Origin of the sequence: Rahnella sp. RFA10(1/100) (assembly GCF_004195115.1) — a bacterium.
In the GTDB taxonomy this organism is placed as follows: Bacteria; Pseudomonadota; Gammaproteobacteria; order Enterobacterales; family Enterobacteriaceae; genus Rahnella; species Rahnella perminowiae.
Window position 1 is genome coordinate 85,745 of record NZ_SEWR01000010.1, and the last position, 25,959, is coordinate 111,703.

A 25,959-nucleotide genomic window follows, 5' to 3' on the forward strand; every position below is an offset into this window, starting at 1 on the left:
GATGTGCCAAAATGACGGAACAAAAAAATCCTTCCGCGCCGGATGAGAATGTTGTTATCTCCCCAGCGGTTGAGAGCCCCCAGCCAGACGCTTCCGACCGGGAACAGGAATTGAAAACGTTGCGCAAAAAGCAACGTACAGCGCCGGTACTGGGCGCTATCGCCATTGTACTGGTTATAGTACTGGGTGCCGGTCTCTATTATCACGGCCACCAGCAATCACTGGCGCAGGCCGCCTCAGACGAAGCGCTTTCTGAACAACTCGATGCGCTGCAAAAAACCCAGCAGCAGGACAAACAGCAAATTGCTGATCTGCTCACACAGCAGCAAAAGACCCGGCAAGAGGCCGACCGCCAGCAGGCTTCGTTTGGTCGCCAGTTGAATGAATTACAAGATAAGGTTGCCAGCATTTCCGGCAGCGATGCTAAGACCTGGTTACTGGCGCAGGCCGATTATCTGGTGAAACTCGCTGGGCGCAAATTGTGGAGTGATCAGGATGTCACCACCGCCGCCGCACTGCTGAAAAGCGCCGATGCCAGCCTGGCGGACATGAACGATCCAAGCCTGATTGAGGTGCGCCGTGCGCTGAATGAAGACGTGGGTAGCCTTTCTGCCGTTGCACAGGTCGATTTTGATGGCATCATTCTCAAACTGAATCAGCTGTCGAATCAGGTAGATAACCTGCGTCTGGCGGACAATGATACTGACGACTCTCCGATGGACAACGACAGTTCCAGTTTGTCCGGCTCACTGACCGAATGGCGTCAGAATCTGACCAAAAGCTGGCACAACTTTATGGATGACTTCATCACGATTCGCCGCCGTGATAGCAGTGCTGAACCGCTTCTGGCACCGAATCAGGACGTGTATTTGCGCGAGAACATCCGCTCGCGTCTGCTGATTGCCGCGCAGGCCGTGCCGCGCCATCAGGACGAAGTGTACAAACAGTCACTGGAAAGCGTCTCGACCTGGGTTCGCGCTTACTTCGATACTTCAGATCCTTCGACCAAAGCGTTCCTGGAAGAACTGGACAATCTCAGCCAGCAATCTGTTTCGATGGACGTGCCGGATGAGCTGAAAAGCCAGCCGATGCTGGAAAAACTGATGCAGACCCGCGTGCGTAACCTGCTTCAGCAGCCCGCCGCCGCCACACAGGGGGAATAACACATGTTACGAGTTTTCGTGTTATTCCTGATTGTGTTTGCCGGGATTATCGTCGGCCCGATCCTGGCCGGCCATCAGGGTTATGTCCTGATCCAGACCGACAATTACAACATCGAAACCAGCGTCACCGGTTTGGTCATCATGCTGATCGTACTGATTCTGGTGCTGTTCCTGATTGAATGGATCCTGCGCCGCGTTCTGCGTACCGGTGCGCGTACCCGCGGCTGGTTTGCCGGGCGCAAAAGCTCTAAAGCGCGCAAGCAAACTCAGGCAGCGATGCTCAAACTGGCGGAAGGCGATCACCGTCAGATGGAGAAATTGCTGGCCCGTCATGCCGATCACGCCGAACAACCGGTAGTGAACTATTTACTGGCGGCGGAAGCGGCGCAACAGCGCGGCGACGATATCCGCACCAATCAATATCTGGAGCGTGCAGCGGAAATCGCCGATACCGACCAGATGCCGGTCGATATCACCCGCGTGCGTATCCAACTGGCCAGAGGCGAAGTTCACGCAGCACGCCACGGCGTTGACCGTTTGCTGGGCCAGTCGCCACGCCATCCGGAAGTGTTACGCCTGGCAGAGCAGGCTTATCTTCTGACTGGCGCTTATGGTTCTCTGCTGGAGATTTTACCGTCGATGGCGAAAGCCGATATTCATACTGACGATGAAATCCGTATGCTTCAGGAGCAGGCTTATGTCGGCATGATGAATCAGCTGATGGCTGAAGAAGGCAGCGAAGGCCTGAAGCGCTGGTGGAAAGATCAGAGCCGTAAAACCCGTCATGAAGTGGCCTTACAGGTCGCGATGGCGACGCATCTGATTGAATGCAATGATCAGGATCTGGCGCAGGAAGTGATCCTCGACGGGCTGAAACGCCAGTATGACGACCGGCTGGTCGCGCTGATGCCGAAGCTGCGTTCGGGTAATCCTGAGCAACTCGAAAAAACCCTGCGTCAGCTCATTAAGCAAAACGGCACCACACCGCTACTGAGCAGCACGCTCGGTCAGTTGCTGATGAAGCATGGCGAATGGCAGCAGGCGAGTGAGGCCTTCCGTGAGGCACTGAAACAACGCCCTGACGCGTATGATTATGCGTGGCTGGCTGATGCGCTGGATAAGCTGCATAAACCGGCAGAAGCCGCTGAGATGCGTCGTGAAGGATTGATGCTGACGCTGAATAATTCACAACAACCGTAACGGGTTCTCAGAATAAAAAAGGCTCCTTCGGGAGCCTTTTTTATGTCATCAATCCTTATACCCTAAATGATTTGAGTTGCAGAAAGGCGGCAAACGCAGGGATACCGATGAGCTGACATAAGTCAGTGATACGGGTGACGAAGAGCGACCAGCGTATCTGCAGCTCAAAGGATGACGGGTATGGGCAAAAAAAAACACCTGCCGTTTATGCAGGTGTATAAAAACAATCAGGTCCAGGACAACAGATGTAGTGCCTCACTCAACGTTTTGCCTTCTGGATGATAGCGCTTGCGCGTTATCGGTCAGGATGACAATAGGCACTGTAAATTGGCTCTGCATCATTCCCAGGTTTATGAAGCCGGAGCAAACATAATGGGTGGAATGAGCATCTACGGCGGGAATATTGCAGGACGCGTGCCAGCATGGCAATACCTGATTAAAAAAATTTTATCTATTTGATTTTAAAAACATTTATTTTACGGCGTGTGAACAATAATTTTTAACTGCCACGTTTCCTTTCCCCCTTTGCCGGTGAACCGTCGCCTGCAAACGACAACTGTGCAGGCTGAGAAGTTAATCCATTATTTTCAAGGAGATAAATGTCTCACGTCTGAGACAAAAGAAAGCGGGTATGTCGCAGATAAACAACACAGGCAGTGAGAGGGGAAAAGGTTTTATACGGACGAAAAAAAACCTGCTTTAAAAAAGCAGGTTCTTCAAATATGGTCGGCGAGAGAGGATTACGCGCATCTTCGATGCTTGCCCTGCGGGCCGTTGCTAAAGCAACGTGGTCTCGCTTCGCTCGGCTCAAACCTCCTTCGGAGGTTCTCATCCTCATAAACTCCGGACGAAAAAAAACCTGCTTTAAAAAAAGCAGGTTCTTCAAATATGGTCGGCGAGAGAGGATTCGAACCTCCGACCCACTGGTCCCAAACCAGTTGCGCTACCAAGCTGCGCTACTCGCCGATGTCGTGCATCTTACTACTTTCTGATGCTAACTGCATCATTTAAATGTATTTTGTGTGTGGTGCGAAGGGAGGGACTCGAACCCTCACATCCGAAGGACACTAACACCTGAAGCTAGCGCGTCTACCAATTCCGCCACCATCGCATGTCACAATCACAAAACCATTTTTAGAGTGGGGTGGCTAATGGGACTCGAACCCACGACAACTGGAATCACAATCCAGGGCTCTACCAACTGAGCTATAGCCACCATATCTCTAACTAACGTGAACTGCCTGACTTCAACATTCCACCGCAACTCTAGCGCATACTAAATGGTGCGCCCGACAGGATTCGAACCTGAGACCTCTGCCTCCGGAGGGCAGCGCTCTATCCAGCTGAGCTACGGGCGCTTAGCGCCGTTGCGGGTGGGGATACTACGGTTTTAACGCCTGGCTGTCTAGTGCTTTTTATCAGAAATATTGCGTTTGATTACGCTTTATCCAATACGCAGTAAAAGTAAGCATCTTGCCTTCCCCACCCGTGACTTACGACGTTATTTTACTTTTTCTGCCGTCAGCGCGGCACGCTTATGCATGCCGAGGCCGAAGTATATCAGCGAGACTGCCGCAATAAAAATACCCCCTACCAGTAAAGAAACCCGCGTATCCGGGTTAATTGCCATACCGACCAGCACACATGCCAGGAATATCAGCGTCAGGTAGTTGGTATAAGGGAAGAGAACCGACTTAAACGGATGGTTTTTCAGTTTCTCTTTGTGCGCGTCACGGAAACGTAACTGGCTGATCAATACCACAAACCATGGCACCATACCCGGCAGTACGCTGGCACTGTAGACATACACGAATACTTTCTCAGGATTCGGAATGATGTAGTTCAGGCACGAACCGACCAGCAGACACAAAATAGTGATCGCAATACCGTAAACCGGCACACCACTTTTCGAGACATTGCTCAGAAACGCAGGCAACTGGCGATTCTCAGACAGCGCATAAAGCATACGCCCGCAGCTGTACATACCGCTGTTACAGCCGGACAATGCTGCCGTCAGCACGACAAAGTTAATAATGCCTGCAGCCGAAGCAATACCAATCTTCGCAAATGTCAGAACGAACGGGCTGCCGTGGGTGCCCATTTCGTTCCACGGGAAAATGGTGATGATGACGAAAATTGCGCCGACGTAGAAAATCAGGATACGCCACAAAATGTTATTGATGGCACGTTTAAGCGTAACCTGCGGATTCTTCGCTTCACCGGCAGTAATACCCACCAGTTCCACGCCCTGATAGGACGCTACAACAATACACAGCGCAAACAGGAAACCTTTCCAGCCACCCGCAAAGAAGCCGCCGTGTGCCGTCAGGTTGCCAAAACCGATAGCTTCGCCATGATTGCCGAATCCGAAGAAAATCACCGCCAGCCCGACCACGATCATCACAATGATGGTGGTAATTTTGATCAGCGCAAACCAGAACTCCATTTCACCATACAGTTTCACCGCAGCAAGGTTAGCAGAGGCCACAATCGCCACCGCGATCAGCGCGGGGATCCACTGTGGTAAATCCGGGAACCAGTATTGGGCGTATACACCAATCGCGGTGATTTCAGAAATCCCCACCGCTATCCACATAAACCAGTAACTCCAGGCGGTCAGGTAGCCATAGTATGGTCCAAGATATTTATGGGCATAGACGGCGAACGAACCGGCAACGGGCTCCAGATGCAGCATTTCACCCATTGAGCGCATGATAAAGAAGACGAACACGCCCGCCAGAATATAGGCCAGCAACACTGAAGGCCCGGCCCATTTCAGGGTACTGGCTGCGCCCATAAATAATCCTACGCCGATAGTGCCGCCCAGCGCTATCAGCTCTATGTGCCTCGCTTCAAGCCCCCGGTGTAGCCCACCCTTTTCTTCTTGATTCGCCATAATTCCTCAGTTTCTCTGTAATTGTGTTTGCCTTCCGGAATGACCGGAATGTTATTTTTATGGGTGATGATGCCCGTACAGGGCGGAAAAACGGCGTTATGGTTCCGCATTTCAGGATGAGTTGCAAACCACAATTGAGAAAGATCCGCACAGGTAGACATGTCAGGGTGCAAACGACAGTAAAGGGTAGAGTGAAATGAGAGGTAAAACGCCGCGCTGAAGATCAGCCACGGCGCAAATATTACAGACGACCGGTATAGTAGTAACGGATAAATTTGAGCAGTTTGAGCTGACGACGCAAACGGCTGGGCTGTAAAATCAGCCGGTAGAGCCATTCCAGCCCCAGATTTTGCCAGATTTTAGGGGCACGTTTAACATGCCCGGTAAAGACGTCATAGGTCCCACCGATGCCCATGTAAAGCGCATCTGGATGCACACGACGGCAGTCACGCATCAGGATTTCCTGCTTTGGTGACCCCATCGCCACGGTCACGATAGATGCTCCGCTGCTTTTTACCTTTTCAAACAATGCTTCGCGCTGTTCAGGCACAAAATACCCATTCTGGCTGCCAACAATATTGACGTTCCACAGCAATCGCAATTTTTCTTCCGTCTGCATCAGGACTTCCGGTTTACCGCCGATCAGAAAGACCGGTGTTCCTTCACGCCCTGCGCGCTCCATCAATCCTTCCCAGAGGTCAGCCCCTGCAATACGCGAGACGCGTGACTGCGGATATTTACGCCGTATAGCGCGCACAATGCTGATCCCGTCGGGGTATTTAAACTCCGCATGGTCGATCAGCGTACGCATTTCAGGGTTGCTTTCGACCGTCAGCACTTTCTCTGCATTTATCGCCACCAGCGAACCTTTTTTCACCTGATGACCGGCAAAAAGATAATCAAGAAAATGCGCCATATTGCGAAAGCCCCAAAGGCGGATCCCGCGAATATCATATTGCGGGACGTTATTCTCCAAATCCATCCATCTTCCTTACTACCAAAGGCTCCATGAGGTTTTTTCTGACCGGCATCCTGGCTCGTATCAGCCCGGCGGCGTCAAACATCCAGTACAATAATTTTGCGACAACCAGACAAGTTCCGAATACGACACAGAAAAACACCACCCGTGAGAAAAAGGAATCCACGCCTTCGCGGGCAAGTACGATCATATTGAACACGGCACCAAAGCAAAAACTTTGCAGAATGGCCGCTTTATAAATGTTGGTCTCCGCTTTGCCTTTTTCATAAAGCCAGTCGAACCATTTAATGATCATCCCAACCGCCACCGCACCCAGCGGGATAAACCACACGCCGCCCATCACAACCAGCGAGCCAATCAGCGTCGGCGAAATGGCCAGACCGGAATGGTTACCGAGCACATCCCAGGTGAAATAGTTGGCGGTGTTGAGCACCACACCCGGACGGTCATGCCATAGCCAGCTGGGGATAAAGACGTAGAAATCACGAACAATCGGTGCCAGTCCCTGAAAACTAATTTTGTCGTAATTTTGCAGCAACAGTCCCAGATTTTCCCATGGCGAGAACGTATCACGCGTCAGGTACAGGAAGGTATAAAACGCCTCAGGGCCGCTGACATTCAGCCCGTAACGTTTCAGCGCCAGCCAGAACATACCGACAATGCCCAGTACGCCCGCCACCGCCAGCATCCACAAACTAATCCAGCCGCGTACGATGCCGATAAACAAAAACAGCGCGAACGCGATAATGATATTCGCGCGTGTCCCGCCAACAATAATATACGTGAGTAAACCAAATGCGACGGTACTGACCAGGAAAAACAGCCAGCGCTGCGGATTGGGTTTGAGGAAGAACACCACCAGCATCGCTGGCAGGAAGAAGTAAAAGAAGCGTTTAAGCGCAACCCCGGACACATCACTGGAAAAAATCTGGCTGTACGATTTGAGCTTAAACAGCAAAAATCCGTTATGCGTAAAGAAGATGGACACGGTTACCACGGCGATAAGTGCCAGTAAAAACCATGTCAGATGGGTTTCGACACGGTTCATCGTAAACAGTGTACGGGACGGGCCATCACGTTTTGCCCTCAACCGCGTTTTATAACTGACATAATAAATACCGTAAAAACAGGTTGCGGCCAGCATCGCCTGTAACAGGTTTTCAACCGGTACGACGCTGACATCAAACTGGAAGACCAGCAGACAGGTCAGAGGAAAACCGAAATAGAACGTCAGCAGATACAACAGCGAAAACAGGACGTTGAAGTTAAAACGCACACGGCGAAATTCTTTGTAGGTCAGCGTCAAAATGAACAACAGCGAGAACGCATAAACGACAGACAGGCCGCCAAGCTGTGCCATTGTCATGATGTTTCTCCTGCCGCCAGCAGTAACGCCTGTTGCCAGCCGGCGATGTAATTCGGGCTGAAGAATGCGATATTCTTCCGGTCCGTAGTCAGCAACTGGCGCCGCGCTTCGGCCACAGTTCGGGTATCAAGTGCGTCACCGTAAAACAATACCGGCAGATTTTGTTCTGCCAGATCCTGCCAGAACGGATTCTGACGGCTGACCACAAACGGCACGCCGAACTGAATCAGCAAACATTGCGTCCCGATACCCTGCTGGCGGTCAAAAATAAAATACCCCAGCGAGCAACCACGCAGCACGTCGAGATATTGTGCAAAAGGCATCGAACCGGTCATCAGCTCAACATTCCCGGGCGCAAAAAGTTTGAGCGCCTCGCGGCGAACCTGCTCGATATAGGCGTCATTGTTGGCCGGATAGCCCATAGGAATAATCACCCGGATACCGGCACCAAACTGTTGATGCAACGAACGCAGCGCTTCAGTATGTCGGTTACTGCGATCGCCGGAATTGCCGACCAGCACGGTCATCGGCTCTGCAGGTTCAGGCTGCCCGGCTGAAAGCGTCAGCGCCGGATCCATACGCGTCGGGAAATACAATAATGAGGACGGCACGCGCGGATGTCTCTGATGGAAATGAATCAGATCGCCGCGGGTAGCGAAAACATGGCCGATACGTCCCTGAGCCAGACGCCTTAAAAAATAAAACAGGCGGAATTTCAGGCCACCTGTCGATTCATAAAGATCTGCGCCCCAGATGTGCCAGCTGGCCTGCTGAGATTTAATTTTGCCGGTCAGCAGCGCCAGCCAAAGCGTCGGGTTGAACTGACCATGGAAGAAAAAGTGATGTGTACGATCCTGTGCCCGGGAAATCACCGCGTCGGCCAGCGATTTTTTGTCCGGATAAACCCGAATATCCAGACGTGCGAATTCAGCAAATGCTGATGCATCTGCTGCCGCCACCATAAAATGATAAATCAGCTTTTCAGGCGCGCATTCGGCCAGAACATCATTAAAAAAGCGCAGCACGGTGACATTATGGTGGGGAATGTCAGATCCCAAAACGTGAATCAGCGTTGTCATGCTCGTCTACGATAAATAACAAATACGGTACAGCACAGGGCGAAATAGACGACATACGTCGCCATATACGCTTGCGCGGCGCCAAGAGAACCCCGTATCGGGATCAACCAATGTGAAAAGCCCGTCAGTAACGCAAACTGGCTGATTTCAGTCAGCACGTAAAAACGCAGAGAGGCTCTCGCAATCACCAGATAGCCAAAAACATAAGAGCCGACTTTCAGTACGTCACCCACTAACTGCCAGGCGAACAAATCGCGCATCGCGATAAATTGTTTTGAAAACAGTAACCAGATAGCAAAGTCACGCAACAGCCAGACAGTAAAACTGACGGCCGCTACGGCGGGCAGAACAAATTTTAATGACTTAACGATTTCACGCGTAATATCGCGTTTATCCGTCATGCGCGATAGCGTCGGCAATAAATAAACGCTGAAAGAGGCGGTGATAAACTGCAAATAGGCATCAGAAATACTGCTGACGCCCTGCCAGATCCCCACATCTTTCCAGCTGTAATGCTCCGCCAGCAGGTTTCGCATCATCACATACGCCACCGGCAACGTGACAGATGTGATCAGTGCCATCAGGGTAAACTTTCCCAAATGGCTGGCGATAAAGCGGTCCCAGCCCGGCTTTAAGTAGGCCAGCGGAAAGGATTTTCGCCGCCACAACATGCCGCCCGCAGGCACAACGACCAGCGCTGGCACCAGTGCCAGCCCGGCCAGCGCGCCTTCATAACCGCCCAGTTTGAAACACAAGAGATAGGCCAGCAAGCCAATCAGACTGCCACCCATTACAGCCAGCGCGTTACCCGTCGCATCACGATAACCTTTCAGGATGGCCTGAAAATAGTTGGCATAAGCAATGCCCATCTGGATAAATGCCACGGCCCGCACAACGGCCTGATAGCGGTCGTGTCCGAACAACCCAACACTGACAGGGCCGGCAGACAGCAAAAAGATGGCGGCCAGCAGCGTCGAGAAACCCAAAATCAGCGAAGAGGACGTACCGAGTACAGCTTTAAGCCGCTCAGGATCCTGATGATGTTCGGCAACGTATTTAGTAATACCATTGAAAATACCGGCACCGGACAGCACACCAAGTACGGTCACGAGCTGGCGGAAATTCCCTGCCTGCCCTACGCCGTCAGGGCCGAACGTCACGGCCAGCAATTTCACCACCAGTAACCCGGCACCAATTTTAATCAGCGTAGAACCTGCGGTCCAGACTGATGCTTTTGCCAGCGACATATCAGGCGAAATATTGCAGCATGGCCGTAATCACCGCACGCTGCGTATCATCGGTCATGTTGTAGAACAGGGGCAGGCGCACCAGACGCTCACTCTCTTTTGTCGTGAAACGATCGACGCCAGCGAAACGACCAAAATCTTCGCCCGCCGGACAGGCATGCAGCGGGATATAATGGAATACGGTGAGAATATCTGCCGCTTTCATGTGACGAATAAAGGCATCACGGTCGTCGATATCACTCAGACGCACATAGAACATATGAGCATTTTGCACACAGTCTTGTGGAACTGAAGGCAACTGAACGCGGCCTGCGTCGGCCAGATCCTGCAATGCTTCGTAATACTGATTCCAGATTGCCAGACGGCGCTGGTTGATCTTTTCAGCTGAATCCAGATTCCCCCACAGATACGCGGCCTGCAAATCGGACATCAGATAGCTGGAACCAATGTCCCGCCAGGTATATTTATCCACCTGACCGCGGAAGAACTGGCTGCGGTTAGTGCCTTTTTCACGGATAATCTCGGCACGATCAATCAGGGCCGGATCGTTAATCAGCGTCGCACCACCTTCACCGCCCGCCGTGTAATTCTTGGTTTCGTGGAAACTGAAACATCCGATATGACCAAGGGTGCCCAGTGCTTTGCCTTTGTAAGCTGACATCACGCCCTGTGCGGCATCTTCCACCACAAACAGATGATGTTTTTCGGCGATCGCCATGATGGTATCCATTTCACAGGCCACACCCGCGTAATGCACCGGGACAATCACTTTGGTTTTTTCAGTGATCGCAGCTTCAATCAGGGTTTCATCAATATTCATGGTATCCGGGCGGATATCCACAAACACGATTTTCGCGCCGCGTAAAACGAATGCATTGGCGGTCGAAACAAACGTAAAGCTTGGCATAATCACTTCGTCACCGGGCTGAATATCCAGCAGCAACGCGGCCATTTCCAGCGATGCCGTACAGGACGGCGTCAGCAAAACCTTCGGACAGTTAAAACGCTGTTCAAACCATTTCTGGCAGCGCAGGGTAAACCCGCCGTCACCGCACAGTTTGCCGCTGTCCATGGCCTCGCGCATGTAATCAATTTCAGTACCCACAATCGGTGGCGCATTAAAAGGGATCATCGTTTCACCTGTACAACCAGTACGCCGAGCGCATGACTTTGCCACCGCTGGCGAGATAAAGATTTAAGGCCGCGATATTACCGGTTTGCGTGGCGACATACAGTCGCGATACACCCTGTCCGGCACACCAATTTTTCGCAGCCGCCATTAACTTTTTACCTGCTCCCTGCCCCTGGAATTCAGGTCTGACAGCCAGCAGGCCAATTCTAACTTCATCTTCTGACAGACGTCGCAACGTGACAAAGCCCAGCCCGTTACCCTGTGCATCGTCTGCCCACAGGCAAAGGTGATCAAACGTGCCCAGTATCGCCTTTTCTGCCCACATTGCGTAGAAACGGGCGCTGTCATCAGGCTGATACCAGGGTGCGCGAAAACGGCTGAAACGAAACGTCTGGCTGGCAATAATCGCCACATCAGCGATATCTTGCGGCAAAGCCAGACGCCCTGCTGGCAACGCCATATCCTGCGGCGTGACCGTCACGCAAAAGTCCGTTTCACCTTCTGCCAGCCGGAAACCCAACGCAGACAGGGCGTCCAGCGTGTGCGTTTGATCTGCCTCTACTTTGGCCTGCACCAGTGCATATTGTTCAAGCTTCTGCGGCGTGATTTCACCCGCAGAGGCATCCGGTGTCAGACGCGCACTGTTAAGCTGGAAGAAATGACTCTCCCATCCGAGCGGTTCGATATTGCCGTGCAAAGGATTATTTATCGCCATACGCCTTTAGTATCCACAATCCATGACTGCCGGATCTGACTGCCAGGGATCGCTTTGAACGGTTGGTGATCAACTAACATCACCAACAGATCGGCTTCAGCCAGTGCGCGATCCAGGCTTTCTAACGTCACTTTATCCGCGAGAGAAGCCGGTAGCTGATGCACATTAGGCTCAACCGCCCACGTTTTTCCGGCGTGCCAGTCGGCAATCAGGTGTGTCACTTCCACTGCCGGGCTTTCGCGGAGATCATCAATATTGGGTTTAAACGCCAGGCCAAAGCAGGCAATTTTGACGTCGGCAGCACGTTTGCCCGTGGTAGTCAGGCAATCTGCCAGTGCCGCTTTCACACGATCCACGACCCAGTGCGGTTTGCTGTCATTCACTTCGCGCGCTGTGCGGATGATTCTGGCCAGCGCCGGGTTTTGCGCAACAATGAACCACGGGTCGACTGCAATACAATGTCCGCCTACGCCCGGACCCGGCTGCAGGATATTCACCCGTGGATGGCGGTTCGCCAGACTGATCAGCTCCCAGACGTTAATGCCCTGAGCATCGCAAATCAGCGACAGCTCGTTGGCAAAGGCAATATTTACGTCGCGGAAACTGTTTTCCGTCAACTTGCACATTTCGGCGGTACGGGAATGGGTGGTAACACATTCGCCTTCAAGGAAAATGTTATATAAATCGCTGGCACGCTGTGAACAAACTGACGTCATGCCGCCAATGACACGGTCATTTTTGATCAGCTCAACCATCACCTGTCCTGGCAGCACGCGTTCCGGGCAGTAAGCAATGTTGATATCGGATTGCTCACCGGCTTGCTGAGGAAAGCTCAGATCAGGACGGGCTTCCGCCAGCCAGGCGGCCATTTGCTCTGTCGCCCCCACCGGTGACGTAGATTCCAGAATGATCAGATCGCCTTTTTTCAGAACCGGCGCCAGAGAACGTGCGGCAGATTCAACGAATTTCATATCCGGTAAATGATCGCCCTTAAACGGCGTCGGAACTGCAATCAGGAAAGCATCTGCAGGTTCCGGTTTAGTCACTGCCCGCAACAATCCCGCATCAACGGCCTGCCTGACCAGAAGATCAAGATCGGGTTCAACAATATGGATCGCACCACGGTTAATCGTATCCACGGCATGCTGATTAATATCGACGCCCACCACTTTTTTTTGGCGTGAGGCGAAAGCGGCAGCGGTTGGCAGACCGATGTAACCGAGTCCGATGACAGAGATAATGTTAAAACTCATTGTGGTACCCAATGATTTTTCAATGCGTCAAGAATATGGCGGCAGGCATGCCCGTCGCCGTAAGGATTGTGTGCCCGGCTCATGCTGTTGTATTCGTTTTCATCGTTTAGCAGACGGTTCACTTCCTCGACTATTTTAGCGGGATCGGTGCCCACCAGCCGGACTGTTCCGGCATCAACCGCTTCCGGACGTTCTGTGGTTTCACGCATCACCAGCACAGGCTTGCCCAGTGAAGGCGCTTCTTCCTGCACCCCGCCGGAGTCGGTCAGGATCAGATAAGCTTTATCCATCAGATAAACGAATGGCAGGTAATCCTGAGGGTCGATCAGTACGATATTGTCGATGCTTTGCAGAATGCGATTCACCGGCTCGCTGACGTTTGGATTGAGATGCACCGGATACACAATTTGTACTTCAGGGTGCTGGCATGCAATTTCCGCCAGGGCCGAGCAAATCCGTTCAAAGCCTTTGCCAAAGCTTTCACGACGGTGGCCCGTCACTAAAATCAGCTTTTTGTTGGCATCCAAAAACGGGTAGTTATTCGCCAACTGTTGTGCCAGCGAGACATCGCTGTTAAAGCGGTCACGTACCCAGAGCAGGGCATCAATCACCGTATTCCCGGTGACAAAAATGCTCTCTGCGCCGATGTTTTCCCGCTGCAAATTGACACTGGCATTCTCGGTGGGTGCAAAGTGCCATTTCGCCAGATGACCTGTTAGCAGGCGATTGCCCTCTTCCGGCCACGGGGACGATAAATCCCCGGTACGCAGACCTGCTTCAACATGCCCGACGGGGATCTGGTGATAAAACGCGGCAAGGCTGGCGGATAAAGTGGTGGTGGTATCACCGTGCACCAGCACTATGTCAGGCTTGAACTCATCCAGAACCGGCTTAAGGCCGGTCAGGATCCGACTGGTAATTTCTGTCAGTCCCTGCCCTGGCTTCATAATGTTGAGATCATAATCAGGGGTGATGTCAAAGAGGCGCAATACCTGATCGAGCATTTCACGGTGTTGAGCCGTCACACACACTTTTGATTCAAAGGCCGCATCCTGCGACAAAGCAAGCACCAGAGGAGCCATTTTGATGGCCTCCGGACGCGTGCCGAAAATCGTCAACACTTTCACAATGTGTTTCTCTTATTTTTACGGCGGGTCAGGGCAACGCCAGCCCCGATTAAACCACCGACAATGCCCCACATAATCATCAATAATGCCCGACGAGGGCTGTCACGTTTTACAGGTTCTTCAGGCGTTCTCAGATAGCGATAAGTCTGGAATTTTGCCGTAAGCGTTGGCCCGACGTTCAGCGTCGACAGCATCGCACGGTTCTGATCGTAATCCAGATCATACCCCGGACCGGAGGCTTGCAGTAATTCCAGACGAGCCTTGAGCATAGGCACACCCAGCAGGAACATATCGGAATCCGGCAATTCTTCTGCGGGCGTATCGGTCACACTTTTATTAATGTTTTGCTGCTGAGCAATCTTCAGTGCCTGCTCAGTATTATGCGTGGTGCGCTTGAAAACAGTCTGGGCAACCTCTTCCTGACGCTTGACCTGCGCTTTCATTGACTGCGTTCGTGCCGCCCACGCGCCTTCAAGCTCATCATAGAGATGTTGTGCCGCACGCTGGCTGGCGAAATCGACATACTGACGTAAAAGTTTGTTCGCATCAGCGGCATTTTCCGCCGTGAGTTTCACCATATCGTTCGGCACTTTCGGTGCATCACGGGCAGTAAACTGGATGTCATTGATCATTTCATCCAGCAGAACCGCATCAGCACGCGCATCATTTTCCTGACGTTGCTGGTAATAAGGGTTATGCAGCCAGAAATCCCGACGGGTGTCATAAGCCGCAAGTTGCATGACAAACTCGTTGTAGGCTTCATCAGAAATGGGTGGGCGGTTGGCGTCTGACTGCGACACATTACGCATATCTAAATTACGCAGAAACTGTGCCTGAGAGAAATAGGACGAAAGATTGTTGACCGTAGGCCGATCCGTGATTGCCGTCGAACTCCATTCCTGTTTCATGAGGTAAGACGACCCCAGGGCGACTAAGGCAAAGAGTATCGCCAGACCTGCAATCCAGAATTTTCCTTTCCATAAAGTGCAGCACAGCCCGCGGATATCAAGTTCATTCTCGATGGCGCGTTCGTTCTGGTTTCTCATCATTTCTGGTTTATCCACAGCCAGTAAGCCCTTGCTTAAAAAGTGATTATTGATTAGAAGAACGGCGCAAACGTCTTTTAACCCGTTTTATAAACCGCGCCACACGCCAGGCGTGTTTGATGCAGATGCCGTACAACAGGAAGGCAACGAAGAATAAAGCCAGCATTATCCATTCGGGAACAAAACTCAGATGTTCGCCCACCACACCAATGCCCGCCAGAATAGCGGCAGCCACAGTTATTAAGACGAAAGCCTGACGTGAAGTAAAACCTGCGCGCATGATCAAATGATGAATGTGCTGACGATCTGCTGAGAACGGGCTCATCCCTTTACGAAGCCGGCGATACATGATGGCGACCATGTCCATCAGGGGAATAGCGATAAGCCAAAGTGCAGTGACCGGATTCATAGGATGAGATTCGCCTTGCGTACTTTGCAGGAGAACCCAGATGACCGTAAACCCTATCAGCGTGCTGCCCGCGTCGCCCATAAAGACTTTGTAACGAGGCCCCAAAACACCCAAATTGAGTAAAATATACGGGATGATTGCGGCAATCATCGCGAAGCACCAGTACGCTAACTCCATGTGTCCGCTCTCGTACATGATGAGGCCCAGTGAGCCAAAGCTGACACAAGACAAGCCGCCCAGCAAGCCATCAATACCATCGACCATGTTGAAGGCGTTAATGGCAGCCCACACGGCGAACAAAGTGACAAGATAGCCAAACGGGCCTAATACCATTTCCCAGGGACCAATCAGATGTCCGAGGCTGCGAAGCGTGAGGTTAGCAAAACTCATCATCGCAACAGCGACCACGGCCTGAACCATTGCACGTGTTTTTACACTGATATCGAAACGGTCATCCAGTGCACCCACTAATACCAGCAGCCCGGCGCAGGCAATGTAAAGGTTGCCATGTGGAATAGTATAATTGGTGATCAGAAAGGCAAAACAAACACCCGCATAGACAGAGATCCCACCAACGAGTGGTATCAGTCCCTGGTGACGTTTACGAAAATTCGGTTTATCAACAAGTCCGATTTTATTCGCTACCTTCCGGGCAACGAATAAAAAGAGGAATGAAAATACGAAAACAATCGCTAGCTCAGTACTCATATTGAGTAAATTCACAGTTAAGAAGTCTCTTCTGCAAAAATAAGGTGTGGAGTTGACAGCATCATAAACCTCACAGCCTTAAATCATATCCTATGGTGACAGTTATGGTTTTGTCTCGGGCAAGACCTTATCTGCTGCCATTTCTCGGGCAATCAACCGACAAAGTAAAGAAAGGGCACGTGATAAACCATCAGCTATTATCCGAATAGTCTGACAATCTTCCCAAAGTAGCATTATGGTAGCCACCAAAAACAAAAAACGCCACGACTGTGCGTGGCGTTGAGCGGACTTTACACCAAATTAAGAACGTTTCATCATGTCGAAGAAGTCATCATTGGTCTTGGTCATTGCAAGCTTGTTGATGAGGAATTCCATCGCATCGATCTCACCCATCGGATGAATGATTTTACGCAGGATCCACATTTTTTGCAGTTCTTCAGAAGTGGTCAACAGCTCTTCTTTACGGGTACCAGAGCGGTTGTAGTCGATCGCAGGGAAGACACGTTTTTCAGCGATTTTACGCGCCAGATGTAATTCCATGTTGCCGGTACCTTTAAACTCTTCATAGATAACTTCATCCATTTTAGAGCCGGTATCAACCAGCGCAGTAGCGATGATAGTCAGGCTACCACCCTCTTCCACGTTACGCGCAGCACCGAAGAAGCGTTTTGGACGGTGCAAGGCATTGGCATCCACACCACCGGTCAGCACCTTGCCTGAAGCAGGCACCACGGTGTTGTAAGCACGTGCCAGACGGGTAATGGAGTCCAGCAAAATGATTACGTCTTTCTTATGCTCAACCAGACGCTTGGCCTTTTCGATGACCATTTCAGCCACCTGAACGTGGCGGGAAGCGGGCTCGTCAAAGGTAGAGGCGATAACTTCACCTTTCACCAGACGCTGCATCTCGGTCACTTCTTCCGGACGTTCGTCAATCAGCAGTACCATCAGTACGCAGTCAGGGTGGTTGTACGCAATGCTGGTGGCGATGTTTTGCAGCAGCATGGTTTTACCGGCTTTCGGCGGAGCAACAATCAGACCACGTTGACCGCGACCAATTGGCGAAGCTAAATCCAGTACGCGAGCGGTCAAATCTTCTGTTGAACCGTTACCCCGTTCCATACGCAGACGTGAATTAGCATGCAGAGGGGTTAAGTTTTCAAACAGGATTTTGCTACGGGCGTTTTCTGGTTTGTCGTAGTTAACTTCGTTAACTTTCAACAGGGCAAAATAACGTTCACCTTCTTTTGGTGGACGGATTTTACCGGAAATGGTGTCGCCGGTACGAAGGTTGAAGCGGCGAATTTGGCTTGGAGATACGTAGATGTCGTCGGGGCCTGCGAGGTAGGAACTGTCTCCGGAGCGGAGGAAACCAAATCCATCCTGCAATATCTCCAGTACGCCATCACCGAAGATGTCTTCTCCGCTTTTCGCATGCTGCTTCAATATTGAAAAGATAATGTCTTGCTTACGCATGCGGGCCTGGTTTTCCAGTCCCATATTTTCGCCGAGTGCAATGAGGTCAGAGACCGGCGTATTCTTTAATTCGGTAAGATTCATAATGGTGGGTTCTTAAACTCGGGGTATGTCTCGAACATCTGTCGTGAATGGGTATGGCAGGGTCATCCATGCCTGTTTATTGTATGACACCTAAATAACAGCCCGGTAATCCAGCCGCAGGCAGTCGCGCGCGGGCGATTCTTGAGGGGTAATGCTGATATTGAAGGTGTCTTAAAGCCGATTTTGTCAAAACCGTTAGATGGTCAAGTACAGTGCCAGTTCAATTTAATTATTATTCAAAGAAACTTTATAGGCAGATGTTTTTGACACAACAGAGTAAAACGTAAGAATCAAACTACAGGTAAGCTCTATTTGCAGTAAGCGTAAACTTAGCATGCTTCTTGACAGGCGTCTAGCGGACAATGTGAAAAACACGGTAACCCGCTAAACACCTGGCTTAGGTCATCCCGACCGATTACAGATTAGCTGTTAAGAACTCTTTCAACTGACCTTTCGACAGTGCGCCAACTTTAGTTGCTGCGACTTCGCCGCCTTTAAATAACAGCAGGGTAGGAATACCACGGATGCCATATTTAGGGGCAGTACCTGGGTTTTCATCGATGTTCAGTTTCGCGATGGTCAGCTTGCCTTCGAACTCAGTGGCAATTTCATCCAGAATCGGAGCGATCATCTTACATGGTCCGCACCACTCTGCCCAAAAATCGACCAGCACCAGCCCTTCGGCTTTCAATACGTCGTTGTCGAAACTGTCATCGGTCAGGTGAATAATTTTATCGCTCATGTTTACTCCAAAGGATTATCTTTACCTTGTTGATGTAGCATTAACCAACATCAGGTTGACTTTATTTCACCGGATACGCTTTCGTAAAGCAATAGTTAGCTGATATTCTACCACACTATGAGCAAAACACACTTGACCGAACAGAAGTTTTCCGACTTCGCCCTGCACCCGCTGGCAGTAGAAGCCCTTGAAAAGAAAGGCTTCCATTACTGTACTCCTATTCAGGCATTGGCATTGCCAATCACGCTCGCTGGGCGTGATGTTGCAGGTCAGGCGCAAACCGGTACCGGCAAGACGCTGGCTTTTTTAGCGTCTACTTTCCATTATCTACTTTCTCACCCTGCTGCGGAAGGTCGTCAGACTAACCAGCCGCGTGCCTTGATCATGGCACCTACGCGTGAACTCGCGGTGCAGATCCACTCCGACGCCGAAGCATTATCTGAATCTACCGGGCTGAAATTAGGCCTGGCATATGGCGGCGACGGGTACGATAAACAGCTAAAAGTGCTGGAAAGCGGCGTGGACATCCTGATCGGAACCACCGGCCGTTTAATCGATTACACTAAACAGAACCACATCGACCTGGGCGCGATCCAGGTGGTGGTACTGGATGAAGCAGACCGCATGTTCGATCTGGGCTTTATCAAAGATATCCGCTGGTTGTTCCGCCGGATGCCTCCTGCTAATCAACGCCTGAACATGCTGTTCTCAGCAACGCTTTCCTATCGTGTGAAAGAACTGGCGTTCGAAAACATGAATAATGCCGAGTCGATTGAAATCGAACCGGAACAAAAAACCGGCCATCGTATTAAAGAAGAGCTGTTCTATCCTTCAAACGAAGAAAAAATGCGCCTGTTGCAGACGCTGATTGAAGAAGAATGGCCGGATCGCTGCATTATTTTTGCCAACACTAAACACCGTTGTGAAGATGTCTGGGGCCATCTGGCGGCCGACGGACACCGTGTCGGTTTGCTGACCGGTGACGTTCCGCAGAAAAAACGCCTTCGTGTTCTGGAAGACTTCACAAAAGGCACGCTGGATATTCTGGTTGCGACCGACGTTGCTGCCCGTGGTTTGCACATTCCTGCCGTAACGCACGTCTTTAACTATGACCTGCCTGACGACTGTGAAGACTATGTGCACCGCATTGGCCGTACCGGTCGTGCAGGTCTGAGTGGTCATTCCATCAGCCTGGCATGTGAAGAATATGCCCTGAATCTGCCGGCAATTGAAACCTATACCGGCCACAGCATTCCGGTCAGTAAATACAACAGCGATGCGCTGTTAACTGATTTGCCTCCTGCAAAACGTCTTGCCCGCTCGCGCACCGGTAACGGCCCGCGTCGTAACAGTAATTCGTCTTCACGTCGCAGCAGTGCACCACGTAGCAACCGTAAACGTCCGGGCTGATAACCTATGCTAAGTTCCACCTCACTGTATGCAGCGATTGATCTGGGTTCTAACAGCTTTCACATGCTGGTTGTTCGTGAGGTGGCAGGCAGTATCCAGACCCTCGCCAGAATTAAACGCAAAGTGCGTCTGGCCGCCGGTCTGGATAAACAAAATCTGCTTTCTCAGGAAGCGATGCAGCGTGGCTGGCAATGCCTGAAGTTATTTTCTGAAAGATTGCAGGATATCCCGCGCGACCAAATTCGTGTCGTTGCCACCGCAACGCTGCGTCTTGCCAGTAATGCCGATGAATTCCTGGGTAAAGCTCAGTTAATTCTCGGTTGTCCTATTCAGGTCATTACCGGTGAAGAAGAAGCCCGTCTGATTTATCACGGCGTTGCCCATACCACGGGCGGGCCGGATAAACGTCTGGTCGTCGATATTGGCGGTGGCAGCACAGAACTGGTGACCGGCATCGGAGCTCAGGCCACCACGCTTTATAGCCTTTCGATGGGCTGTGTCACCTGGCTGGAGCGCTATTTTGCGGATCGAAACCTGGCCAAAGAAAACTTTGATCAGGCTGAACAGGCGGCAACAGACATGATCCTTCCTGTTGCTCCCGAGCTGATTGCGAATGGCTGGCAGATCTGTGTCGGCGCTTCCGGTACCGTGCAGGCCTTACAGGAAATCATGGTCGCTCAGGGCATGGATGAACACATCACGCTGCCTAAACTTCAGCAGCTCAAACAGCGTGCCATTCAGTGCGGCAAGCTGGAAGAGCTGGAGATTGAAGGTCTGACCCTTGAACGTGCGCTGGTTTTCCCGAGCGGATTGTCTATCCTGATAGCCATTTTCAAGACCCTGAACATCGAAATGATGACTCTGGCGGGTGGCGCATTGCGTGAGGGCCTGGTTTACGGCATGCTGCATTTGCCGATCGAGCAGGATATCCGCCAGCGTACGTTGCGGAATCTGCAACGCCGTTACTTGCTGGACAACGAGCAGGCCGAGCGGGTGGCACAACTGGCTGAGAACTTTTCGCTGCAGGTAGCTCAGGAATGGAAGCTGGATGCCCGTGCCCGTGAACTGCTTAACAGTGCCTGCCTGATCCACGAAATTGGCCTGAGTGTGGATTTCAAGAAAGCCCCCCATCACGCAGCCTATCTGATCCGTCATCTGGATCTGCCGGGTTTCACACCGGCGCAAAAAAAGCTGCTGGCGACGTTACTGCAAAACCAAAACAATACGCTTGATTTACCGTTGCTCAATGAACAAAACGCCGTGCCACCGCGTCAGGCACAACGTCTTTGTCGTATTCTGCGTCTGGCGATCATATTTGCCAGCCGTCGACGCGACGACACATTGCCTGCAGTGCGTTTACGCGCCAATGATGATGAGCTGAGTGTGATTGTGCCACAGGGTTGGCTGGAACAGCATCCGCTACGCGCTGAAGAATTAGAGCAGGAAAGCCACTGGCAAAGTTATGTCCACTGGCCACTGTTTGTCGAAGAACAGTGACCGGCAGCTGTAAAAAGTTATAGCGTAAAGCAGAGAGCTGATTCATCAGCCTCTGCTTTTTTAATGGCTAAGATTTAATGGCTAATTGCCGCCTTTTGCTTTCGCCAGTTGCTCGCGGATTTTCTCCAGGTGGCTTTGCCCTTTCACCATGCGTTCCTGCGCGCTCACTACTTTACGTTCGCTTTCCCAGGCCAGGTCATCCTGCGGTAATTCCAGCAGGAAGCGGCTCGGTTCCGGGCGGATCAGCTCGCCGTACTGACGCCGCTCACGACAGAGTGTAAACGTCAGCTCTTTCTGTGCCCGGGTAATCCCCACGTAAGCCAGACGCCGTTCTTCGTCCACGTTATCTTCGTCGATGCTGCTCTGATGCGGCAGCAAACCTTCTTCCATACCGACCAGATACACATAAGGGAACTCCAGCCCTTTAGAGGCATGCAATGTCATCAGCTGAACCTGGTCCAGCTCTTCGTCGTTCTCGCCACGTTCCATCATGTCACGCAGCGTAAAGCGGGTGACCACCTGTGTGAGCGTCATTGGCTCATCCAGATCGGTGCCTTCCAGCATTTCCGTCATCCAACTGAACAGCTGATTGACGTTTTTCATGCGCATTTCAGCGGCTTTCGGGCTCGGAGAAGTTTCAAACAACCAGCTTTCGTAATCAACACCGTGGATCAAATCCCGCACCGCCGCAACCGGTTCACGTTCTGCCAGCGCAGAAATATTGCCCATCCAGTGTGTGAAACGTTGCAGGGATTCCAGCCCGCGCCCCGTCAGATACTGACTCAGCCCCAGATCAAAACTGGCTTTAAACAGCCCTTTATTGCGCTGATTGGCCCATTCCCCCAGTTTTTGCAAAGTGGCGGCCCCGATTTCACGACGTGGCGTGTTAACGATACGCAGGAATGCACTGTCATCGTCCGGATTGGTGAGCACACGCAGATAAGCCAGCAGGTCTTTAATCTCTGGCCGCGAGAAGAAGGAAGTGCCGCCAGAAATCCGGTACGGGATACGGTTCTGCATCAGCATTTTTTCGAACAAACGCGACTGATGGTTGCCACGGTACAAAATCGCGTAATCACCATAAGCAGTTTTATTGATGAAGTGATGGGCAATCAGCTCGCCGACCACCCGCTCGGATTCATGATCTTCATTATTTGCCGTCACTACTTTCAGTGATTCGCCATAAGCCAGCTCTGAGAATAAACGCTTCTCGAACACATGCGGGTTATTGGCGATCAGAATGTTGGCGGCTTTCAAAATACGCTGCGTGGATCGGTAATTTTGCTCAAGCTTGATAACCTGTAACTGCGGAAAATCTTCTTTCAGCAACACCAGGTTTTGCGGCCGCGCCCCGCGCCAGGAGTAAATTGACTGGTCATCATCACCCACCACGGTGAAACGTGCGCGGTTGCCGACCAAAAGTTTCACCATCATATACTGACTGGTGTTGGTGTCCTGATATTCATCGACCAGCAGATAACGCAGCTTGTTCTGCCATCGCTCTCGCACCTCTTCATTACTTTGTAGCAATAGCGTTGGCAGCAGGATCAGGTCATCGAAATCAAGAATATTACAGGCTCGCATATGGTCATGATAAAGGCCGTAGCAGTGCGCGAAGATTTGATCGCGTTCTGATCGCGCCAGACCGGCAGCATGGGCAGGATCAACCAGATCGTTTTTCCAGTTTGAGATCGTCGATACCAGCTGCTGCAATAATGTCTTGTCGTTCTCCAGCCATTTTTCGCTCAGCTCTTTAAGCAGGGCCAGCTGGTCCTGATCATCAAATAAAGAAAAATTAGACTTCATGCCCAGGGCAGCATATTCGCGTTTGATAATTTCCAGCCCGAGCGTGTGGAACGTCGCAATCAGCAAGCCACGTGCTTCTTTGCGCCCGAGGGTTTGTGCGACGCGCTCTTTCATTTCGCGCGCGGCCTTATTGGTGAAAGTCACCGCTGCGATGTGGCGCGCCTGATAGCCACATTCGCGGATCAGGTGTGCGATTTTATTGGTAATCACCCTGGTTTTGCCGGAACCGGCACCCGCCAGAACCAGGCAGGGTCCGGTGACAAATTCCACGGCATGTTGTTGACTGGGGTTTAATCGCATGGCGTATCTTTGCTCACCTGATAGACAAGGACGGCGATTGTAGCAGAAACACCGCCTGAGATTGACAGGCTTTACGGCGCAATTTGTTGTGTATGGAATGCAGGCCGGATTCCCCCGGCGGGGTTTCAGATGTTACATTACGCCTCTGGAAACACTCTCGTAAAAAGGTCTTATCATGGCAAAAACTGCCGCAGCAATGCATATCCTGGTAAAGGAAGAAGCACAGGCACTCGATCTTCTTGAACAACTGAAGAATGGTGGTGATTTTGAAAAACTGGCTAAGAAGCATTCTACCTGCCCGTCAGGCAAGAAAGGCGGCCATTTAGGTGAATTCAAGCAAGGCGCCATGGTGCCTGCTTTCGATAAGGTGGTTTTCTCCGCACCCCTGATCGAGCCTCAGGGCCCGCTGCACACTCAGTTCGGTTACCACATCATTAAGATTTTGTACCGCAACTAAGTTCTGTCTTTGTCAGCACCCAAAGAAAGGGCACCGCATTTTCATGCAGTGCCCTTTTTATTATTTCTTAGAGACCCGAATAATTCGAGTTACAGGAGGCGGCAAGCGAATGACAAATCGGTCGGGAACCGATTTGAACAGCGCTCGCGCTGGCCCGCAGGGTGAGCCTCAGGGACAAGGCTCATTAATCCCGATGACCTTACTCAGGTAAGTGATTCGGGTGACCGAACGCAGCCAGCACATCTGTAGCTTGAAGTATGAAGGGGGATCAGCTTGCTACCGCGATACGCTTCATATCAGTCATATAGCCACGCAAAGTGCGGCCGATTGACTCAATGGGATGGTTGCGGATCGCTTCGTTAACGTCGCGCAGTTGCGCGTTATCAACCTGCGTTTCAGCCACTGATTTGCCCAGATCGCCTGCCTGCAGCGTGGTCATGAACTCTTTCAGCAATGGCACGGCAGCGTTAGCGAACAGGTAGTTACCGTATTCAGCCGTATCCGAGATAACCACATTCATTTCGTACAGACGCTTACGTGCAACGGTGTTGGCGATCAGCGGCAGTTCGTGCAGTGATTCGTAGTAAGCAGATTCTTCGATGATGCCGGACGCCACCATGGTTTCGAAGGCCAGCTCAACGCCCGCTTTCACCATCGCAATCATCACAACGCCGTGGTCGAAGTATTCCTGCTCGGAAATTTTACCGTCGAACTGCGGTGCGTTTTCGAACGCGGTTGCGCCCGTTTCTTCACGCCAGGTCAGCAGGTTTTTGTCGTCGTTCGCCCAGTCAGCCATCATGCCGCTGGAGAATTCGCCGGAGATGATGTCGTCCATGTGTTTCTGGAACAGTGGCGCCATGATCTCTTTCAGTTGTTCGGACAGCGCATAAGCACGCAGTTTCGCCGGGTTGGACAGTCGGTCCATCATCAGCGTGATGCCGCCTTGTTTCAGCGCTTCGGTAATGGTTTCCCAGCCGAACTGCAACAGTTTTTCTGCGTAGGCTTCATCAACACCGTCAGCAACCAGTTTGTCGAAGCACAACAGAGAACCCGCCTGCAGCATGCCACACAGGATAGTCTGCTCGCCCATCAGGTCAGATTTTACTTCAGCCACGAAGGAAGACTGCAGAACGCCCGCACGGTGACCGCCGGTGGCTGCTGCCCAGGCTTTGGCAATCGCCATGCCTTCGCCTTTCGGGTCGTTTTCCGGGTGAACCGCGATCAGTGTAGGTACACCGAAACCACGTTTGTATTCTTCACGCACTTCGGTACCCGGACATTTCGGGGCAACCATCACCACGGTGATGTCTTTACGGATTTGCTCGCCCACTTCAACGATGTTGAAGCCGTGGGAATAACCCAGGGTTGCGCCGTCCTTCATCAGGGGCTGAACCGCTTTTACCACCGCGCTGTGCTGTTTGTCTGGCGTCAGGTTAACCACCAGATCAGCCTGCGGGATCAGTTCTTCGTAGGTGCCGACTTTAAAGCCGTTTTCGGTCGCTTTACGCCATGAAGCTCGCTTCTCAGCAATGGCTTCTGCACGCAGGGTGTAGGACACATCCAGACCGGAATCACGCATGTTCAGCCCCTGGTTCAGGCCCTGTGCACCACAGCCTACAATCACCACTTTTTTACCTTTGAGGTAGCTGGCTTCGTCCGCGAATTCATCGCGACCCATGAAGCGGCATTTGCCCAGTTGTGCCAGCTGCTGACGCAGGTTCAGTGTGTTGAAATAGTTAGCCATGTCTTGCTCCGTTCTATCGAGGTAAGTGCTGTTATTTTTTGTTTCACCGGTGAGCCGGTGAACGCCGTGAATTCACTATATGTCATGCGACACATTGCTTAAATTGATATATTACGAAGATGA

Annotated in this window: 20 protein-coding genes, 4 tRNA genes and 1 other RNA gene; 5 read left to right on the forward strand and 20 right to left on the reverse strand. The window is 51.6% G+C overall.

The window, feature by feature from the left end; genetic code table 11:
* Positions 1-11 precede the first annotated feature (11 nt).
* Both hemX and hemY read left to right on the forward strand, forming a co-directional pair.
* A complete protein-coding gene (gene hemX / locus ETV65_RS22130; protein WP_129955210.1) occupies positions 12-1,163 on the forward strand; it encodes a uroporphyrinogen-III C-methyltransferase in 1,152 nt (383 codons plus the stop codon).
* A 3-nt stretch (positions 1,164-1,166) separates the two neighbouring features.
* The gene (hemY, locus tag ETV65_RS22135; RefSeq protein WP_129955211.1) at positions 1,167-2,363 is read left to right on the forward strand and encodes a protoheme IX biogenesis protein HemY; all 1,197 of its coding nucleotides are present in this window, start codon (positions 1,167-1,169) and stop codon (positions 2,361-2,363) included.
* 723 nt (positions 2,364-3,086) lie between these two features.
* Here the strand turns inward: hemY and ETV65_RS22140 are convergent.
* From ETV65_RS22140 to trxA, 18 genes are all read right to left on the reverse strand, one after another.
* Positions 3,087-3,215, reverse strand: a non-coding RNA gene (locus ETV65_RS22140) — RtT sRNA.
* Positions 3,216-3,252: 37 nt separating this feature from the next.
* A tRNA-Pro gene (locus ETV65_RS22145) sits at positions 3,253-3,329 on the reverse strand.
* Between the two features lie 59 nt (positions 3,330-3,388).
* Positions 3,389-3,474: transfer RNA gene (locus ETV65_RS22150), tRNA-Leu, on the reverse strand.
* A gap of 29 nt (positions 3,475-3,503) precedes the next feature.
* Positions 3,504-3,579 (reverse strand) — tRNA-His (locus ETV65_RS22155).
* Positions 3,580-3,644: 65 nt separating this feature from the next.
* Positions 3,645-3,721 (reverse strand) — tRNA-Arg (locus ETV65_RS22160).
* Positions 3,722-3,864: 143 nt separating this feature from the next.
* Positions 3,865-5,259 (reverse strand): amino acid permease, encoded by a 1,395-nt coding sequence (locus ETV65_RS22165; RefSeq protein WP_129955212.1) that lies wholly within the window; start codon positions 5,257-5,259, stop codon positions 3,865-3,867.
* Positions 5,260-5,500: 241 nt separating this feature from the next.
* Complete coding sequence (wecG, locus tag ETV65_RS22170) at positions 5,501-6,241, reverse strand: lipopolysaccharide N-acetylmannosaminouronosyltransferase (RefSeq protein ID WP_129955213.1); 741 nt, start codon at positions 6,239-6,241, stop codon at positions 5,501-5,503.
* On the reverse strand, positions 6,225-7,604 hold the full coding sequence (gene wzyE / locus ETV65_RS22175; protein ID WP_129955214.1) for an ECA oligosaccharide polymerase: 1,380 nt from the start codon (positions 7,602-7,604) through the stop codon (positions 6,225-6,227). Before wzyE ends, wecG begins: the two co-directional genes overlap by 17 nt.
* On the reverse strand, positions 7,601-8,683 hold the full coding sequence (locus ETV65_RS22180) for a TDP-N-acetylfucosamine:lipid II N-acetylfucosaminyltransferase (RefSeq protein ID WP_129955215.1): 1,083 nt from the start codon (positions 8,681-8,683) through the stop codon (positions 7,601-7,603). The genes wzyE and ETV65_RS22180 overlap by 4 nt, the downstream gene beginning before the upstream one ends.
* A complete protein-coding gene (gene wzxE, locus ETV65_RS22185) occupies positions 8,680-9,930 on the reverse strand; it encodes a lipid III flippase WzxE (protein WP_129955216.1) in 1,251 nt (416 codons plus the stop codon). Before wzxE ends, ETV65_RS22180 begins: the two co-directional genes overlap by 4 nt.
* A 1-nt stretch (position 9,931) precedes the next feature.
* Positions 9,932-11,062: a dTDP-4-amino-4,6-dideoxygalactose transaminase gene (gene rffA / locus ETV65_RS22190; protein ID WP_129955217.1), complete on the reverse strand. Its 1,131-nt coding sequence runs from the start codon at positions 11,060-11,062 to the stop codon at positions 9,932-9,934.
* Between the two features lie 4 nt (positions 11,063-11,066).
* The gene (rffC, locus tag ETV65_RS22195; RefSeq protein ID WP_129955218.1) at positions 11,067-11,777 is read right to left on the reverse strand and encodes a dTDP-4-amino-4,6-dideoxy-D-galactose acyltransferase; all 711 of its coding nucleotides are present in this window, start codon (positions 11,775-11,777) and stop codon (positions 11,067-11,069) included.
* Positions 11,768-13,030 carry a UDP-N-acetyl-D-mannosamine dehydrogenase gene (gene wecC, locus ETV65_RS22200; protein WP_129955219.1) on the reverse strand — a complete coding sequence of 421 codons (1,263 nt, stop codon included), beginning with the start codon at positions 13,028-13,030 and terminating at the stop codon, positions 11,768-11,770. The genes rffC and wecC overlap by 10 nt, the downstream gene beginning before the upstream one ends.
* Positions 13,027-14,157: a UDP-N-acetylglucosamine 2-epimerase (non-hydrolyzing) gene (gene wecB / locus ETV65_RS22205; protein ID WP_129955220.1), complete on the reverse strand. Its 1,131-nt coding sequence runs from the start codon at positions 14,155-14,157 to the stop codon at positions 13,027-13,029. Before wecB ends, wecC begins: the two co-directional genes overlap by 4 nt.
* Entirely contained in the window at positions 14,154-15,206 is a 1,053-nt protein-coding gene (gene wzzE, locus ETV65_RS22210; RefSeq protein ID WP_129955221.1) for an ECA polysaccharide chain length modulation protein, read from the reverse strand. Before wzzE ends, wecB begins: the two co-directional genes overlap by 4 nt.
* A 43-nt stretch (positions 15,207-15,249) precedes the next feature.
* Positions 15,250-16,335, reverse strand: a complete 1,086-nt coding sequence (gene wecA / locus ETV65_RS22215; protein ID WP_129955222.1) for a UDP-N-acetylglucosamine--undecaprenyl-phosphate N-acetylglucosaminephosphotransferase — start codon at positions 16,333-16,335, stop codon at positions 15,250-15,252.
* Between the two features lie 285 nt (positions 16,336-16,620).
* On the reverse strand, positions 16,621-17,880 hold the full coding sequence (gene rho / locus ETV65_RS22220; RefSeq protein WP_013577536.1) for a transcription termination factor Rho: 1,260 nt from the start codon (positions 17,878-17,880) through the stop codon (positions 16,621-16,623).
* Positions 17,881-18,295: 415 nt separating this feature from the next.
* Positions 18,296-18,622 (reverse strand): thioredoxin TrxA, encoded by a 327-nt coding sequence (gene trxA / locus ETV65_RS22225; protein WP_013577537.1) that lies wholly within the window; start codon positions 18,620-18,622, stop codon positions 18,296-18,298.
* A 117-nt stretch (positions 18,623-18,739) separates the two neighbouring features.
* On the opposite strand from trxA, the gene rhlB reads away from it, so the two are divergent.
* Entirely contained in the window at positions 18,740-20,032 is a 1,293-nt protein-coding gene (gene rhlB / locus ETV65_RS22230; protein WP_129955223.1) for an ATP-dependent RNA helicase RhlB, read from the forward strand.
* Between the two features lie 6 nt (positions 20,033-20,038).
* Complete coding sequence (gene gppA, locus ETV65_RS22235; RefSeq protein WP_129955224.1) at positions 20,039-21,529, forward strand: guanosine-5'-triphosphate,3'-diphosphate diphosphatase; 1,491 nt, start codon at positions 20,039-20,041, stop codon at positions 21,527-21,529.
* A gap of 81 nt (positions 21,530-21,610) precedes the next feature.
* Here the strand turns inward: gppA and rep are convergent, their stop codons facing one another.
* Entirely contained in the window at positions 21,611-23,635 is a 2,025-nt protein-coding gene (gene rep / locus ETV65_RS22240; protein ID WP_129955225.1) for a DNA helicase Rep, read from the reverse strand.
* Positions 23,636-23,810: 175 nt separating this feature from the next.
* On the opposite strand from rep, the gene ppiC reads away from it, so the two are divergent.
* Positions 23,811-24,092, forward strand: coding sequence for a peptidylprolyl isomerase PpiC (ppiC, locus tag ETV65_RS22245; RefSeq protein WP_015690589.1), 282 nt, complete (start codon positions 23,811-23,813; stop codon positions 24,090-24,092).
* A gap of 268 nt (positions 24,093-24,360) precedes the next feature.
* Here the strand turns inward: ppiC and ilvC are convergent, their stop codons facing one another.
* Positions 24,361-25,836 (reverse strand): ketol-acid reductoisomerase, encoded by a 1,476-nt coding sequence (gene ilvC, locus ETV65_RS22250; RefSeq protein ID WP_056772344.1) that lies wholly within the window; start codon positions 25,834-25,836, stop codon positions 24,361-24,363.
* Between the last annotated feature and the right edge of the window lie 123 nt (positions 25,837-25,959).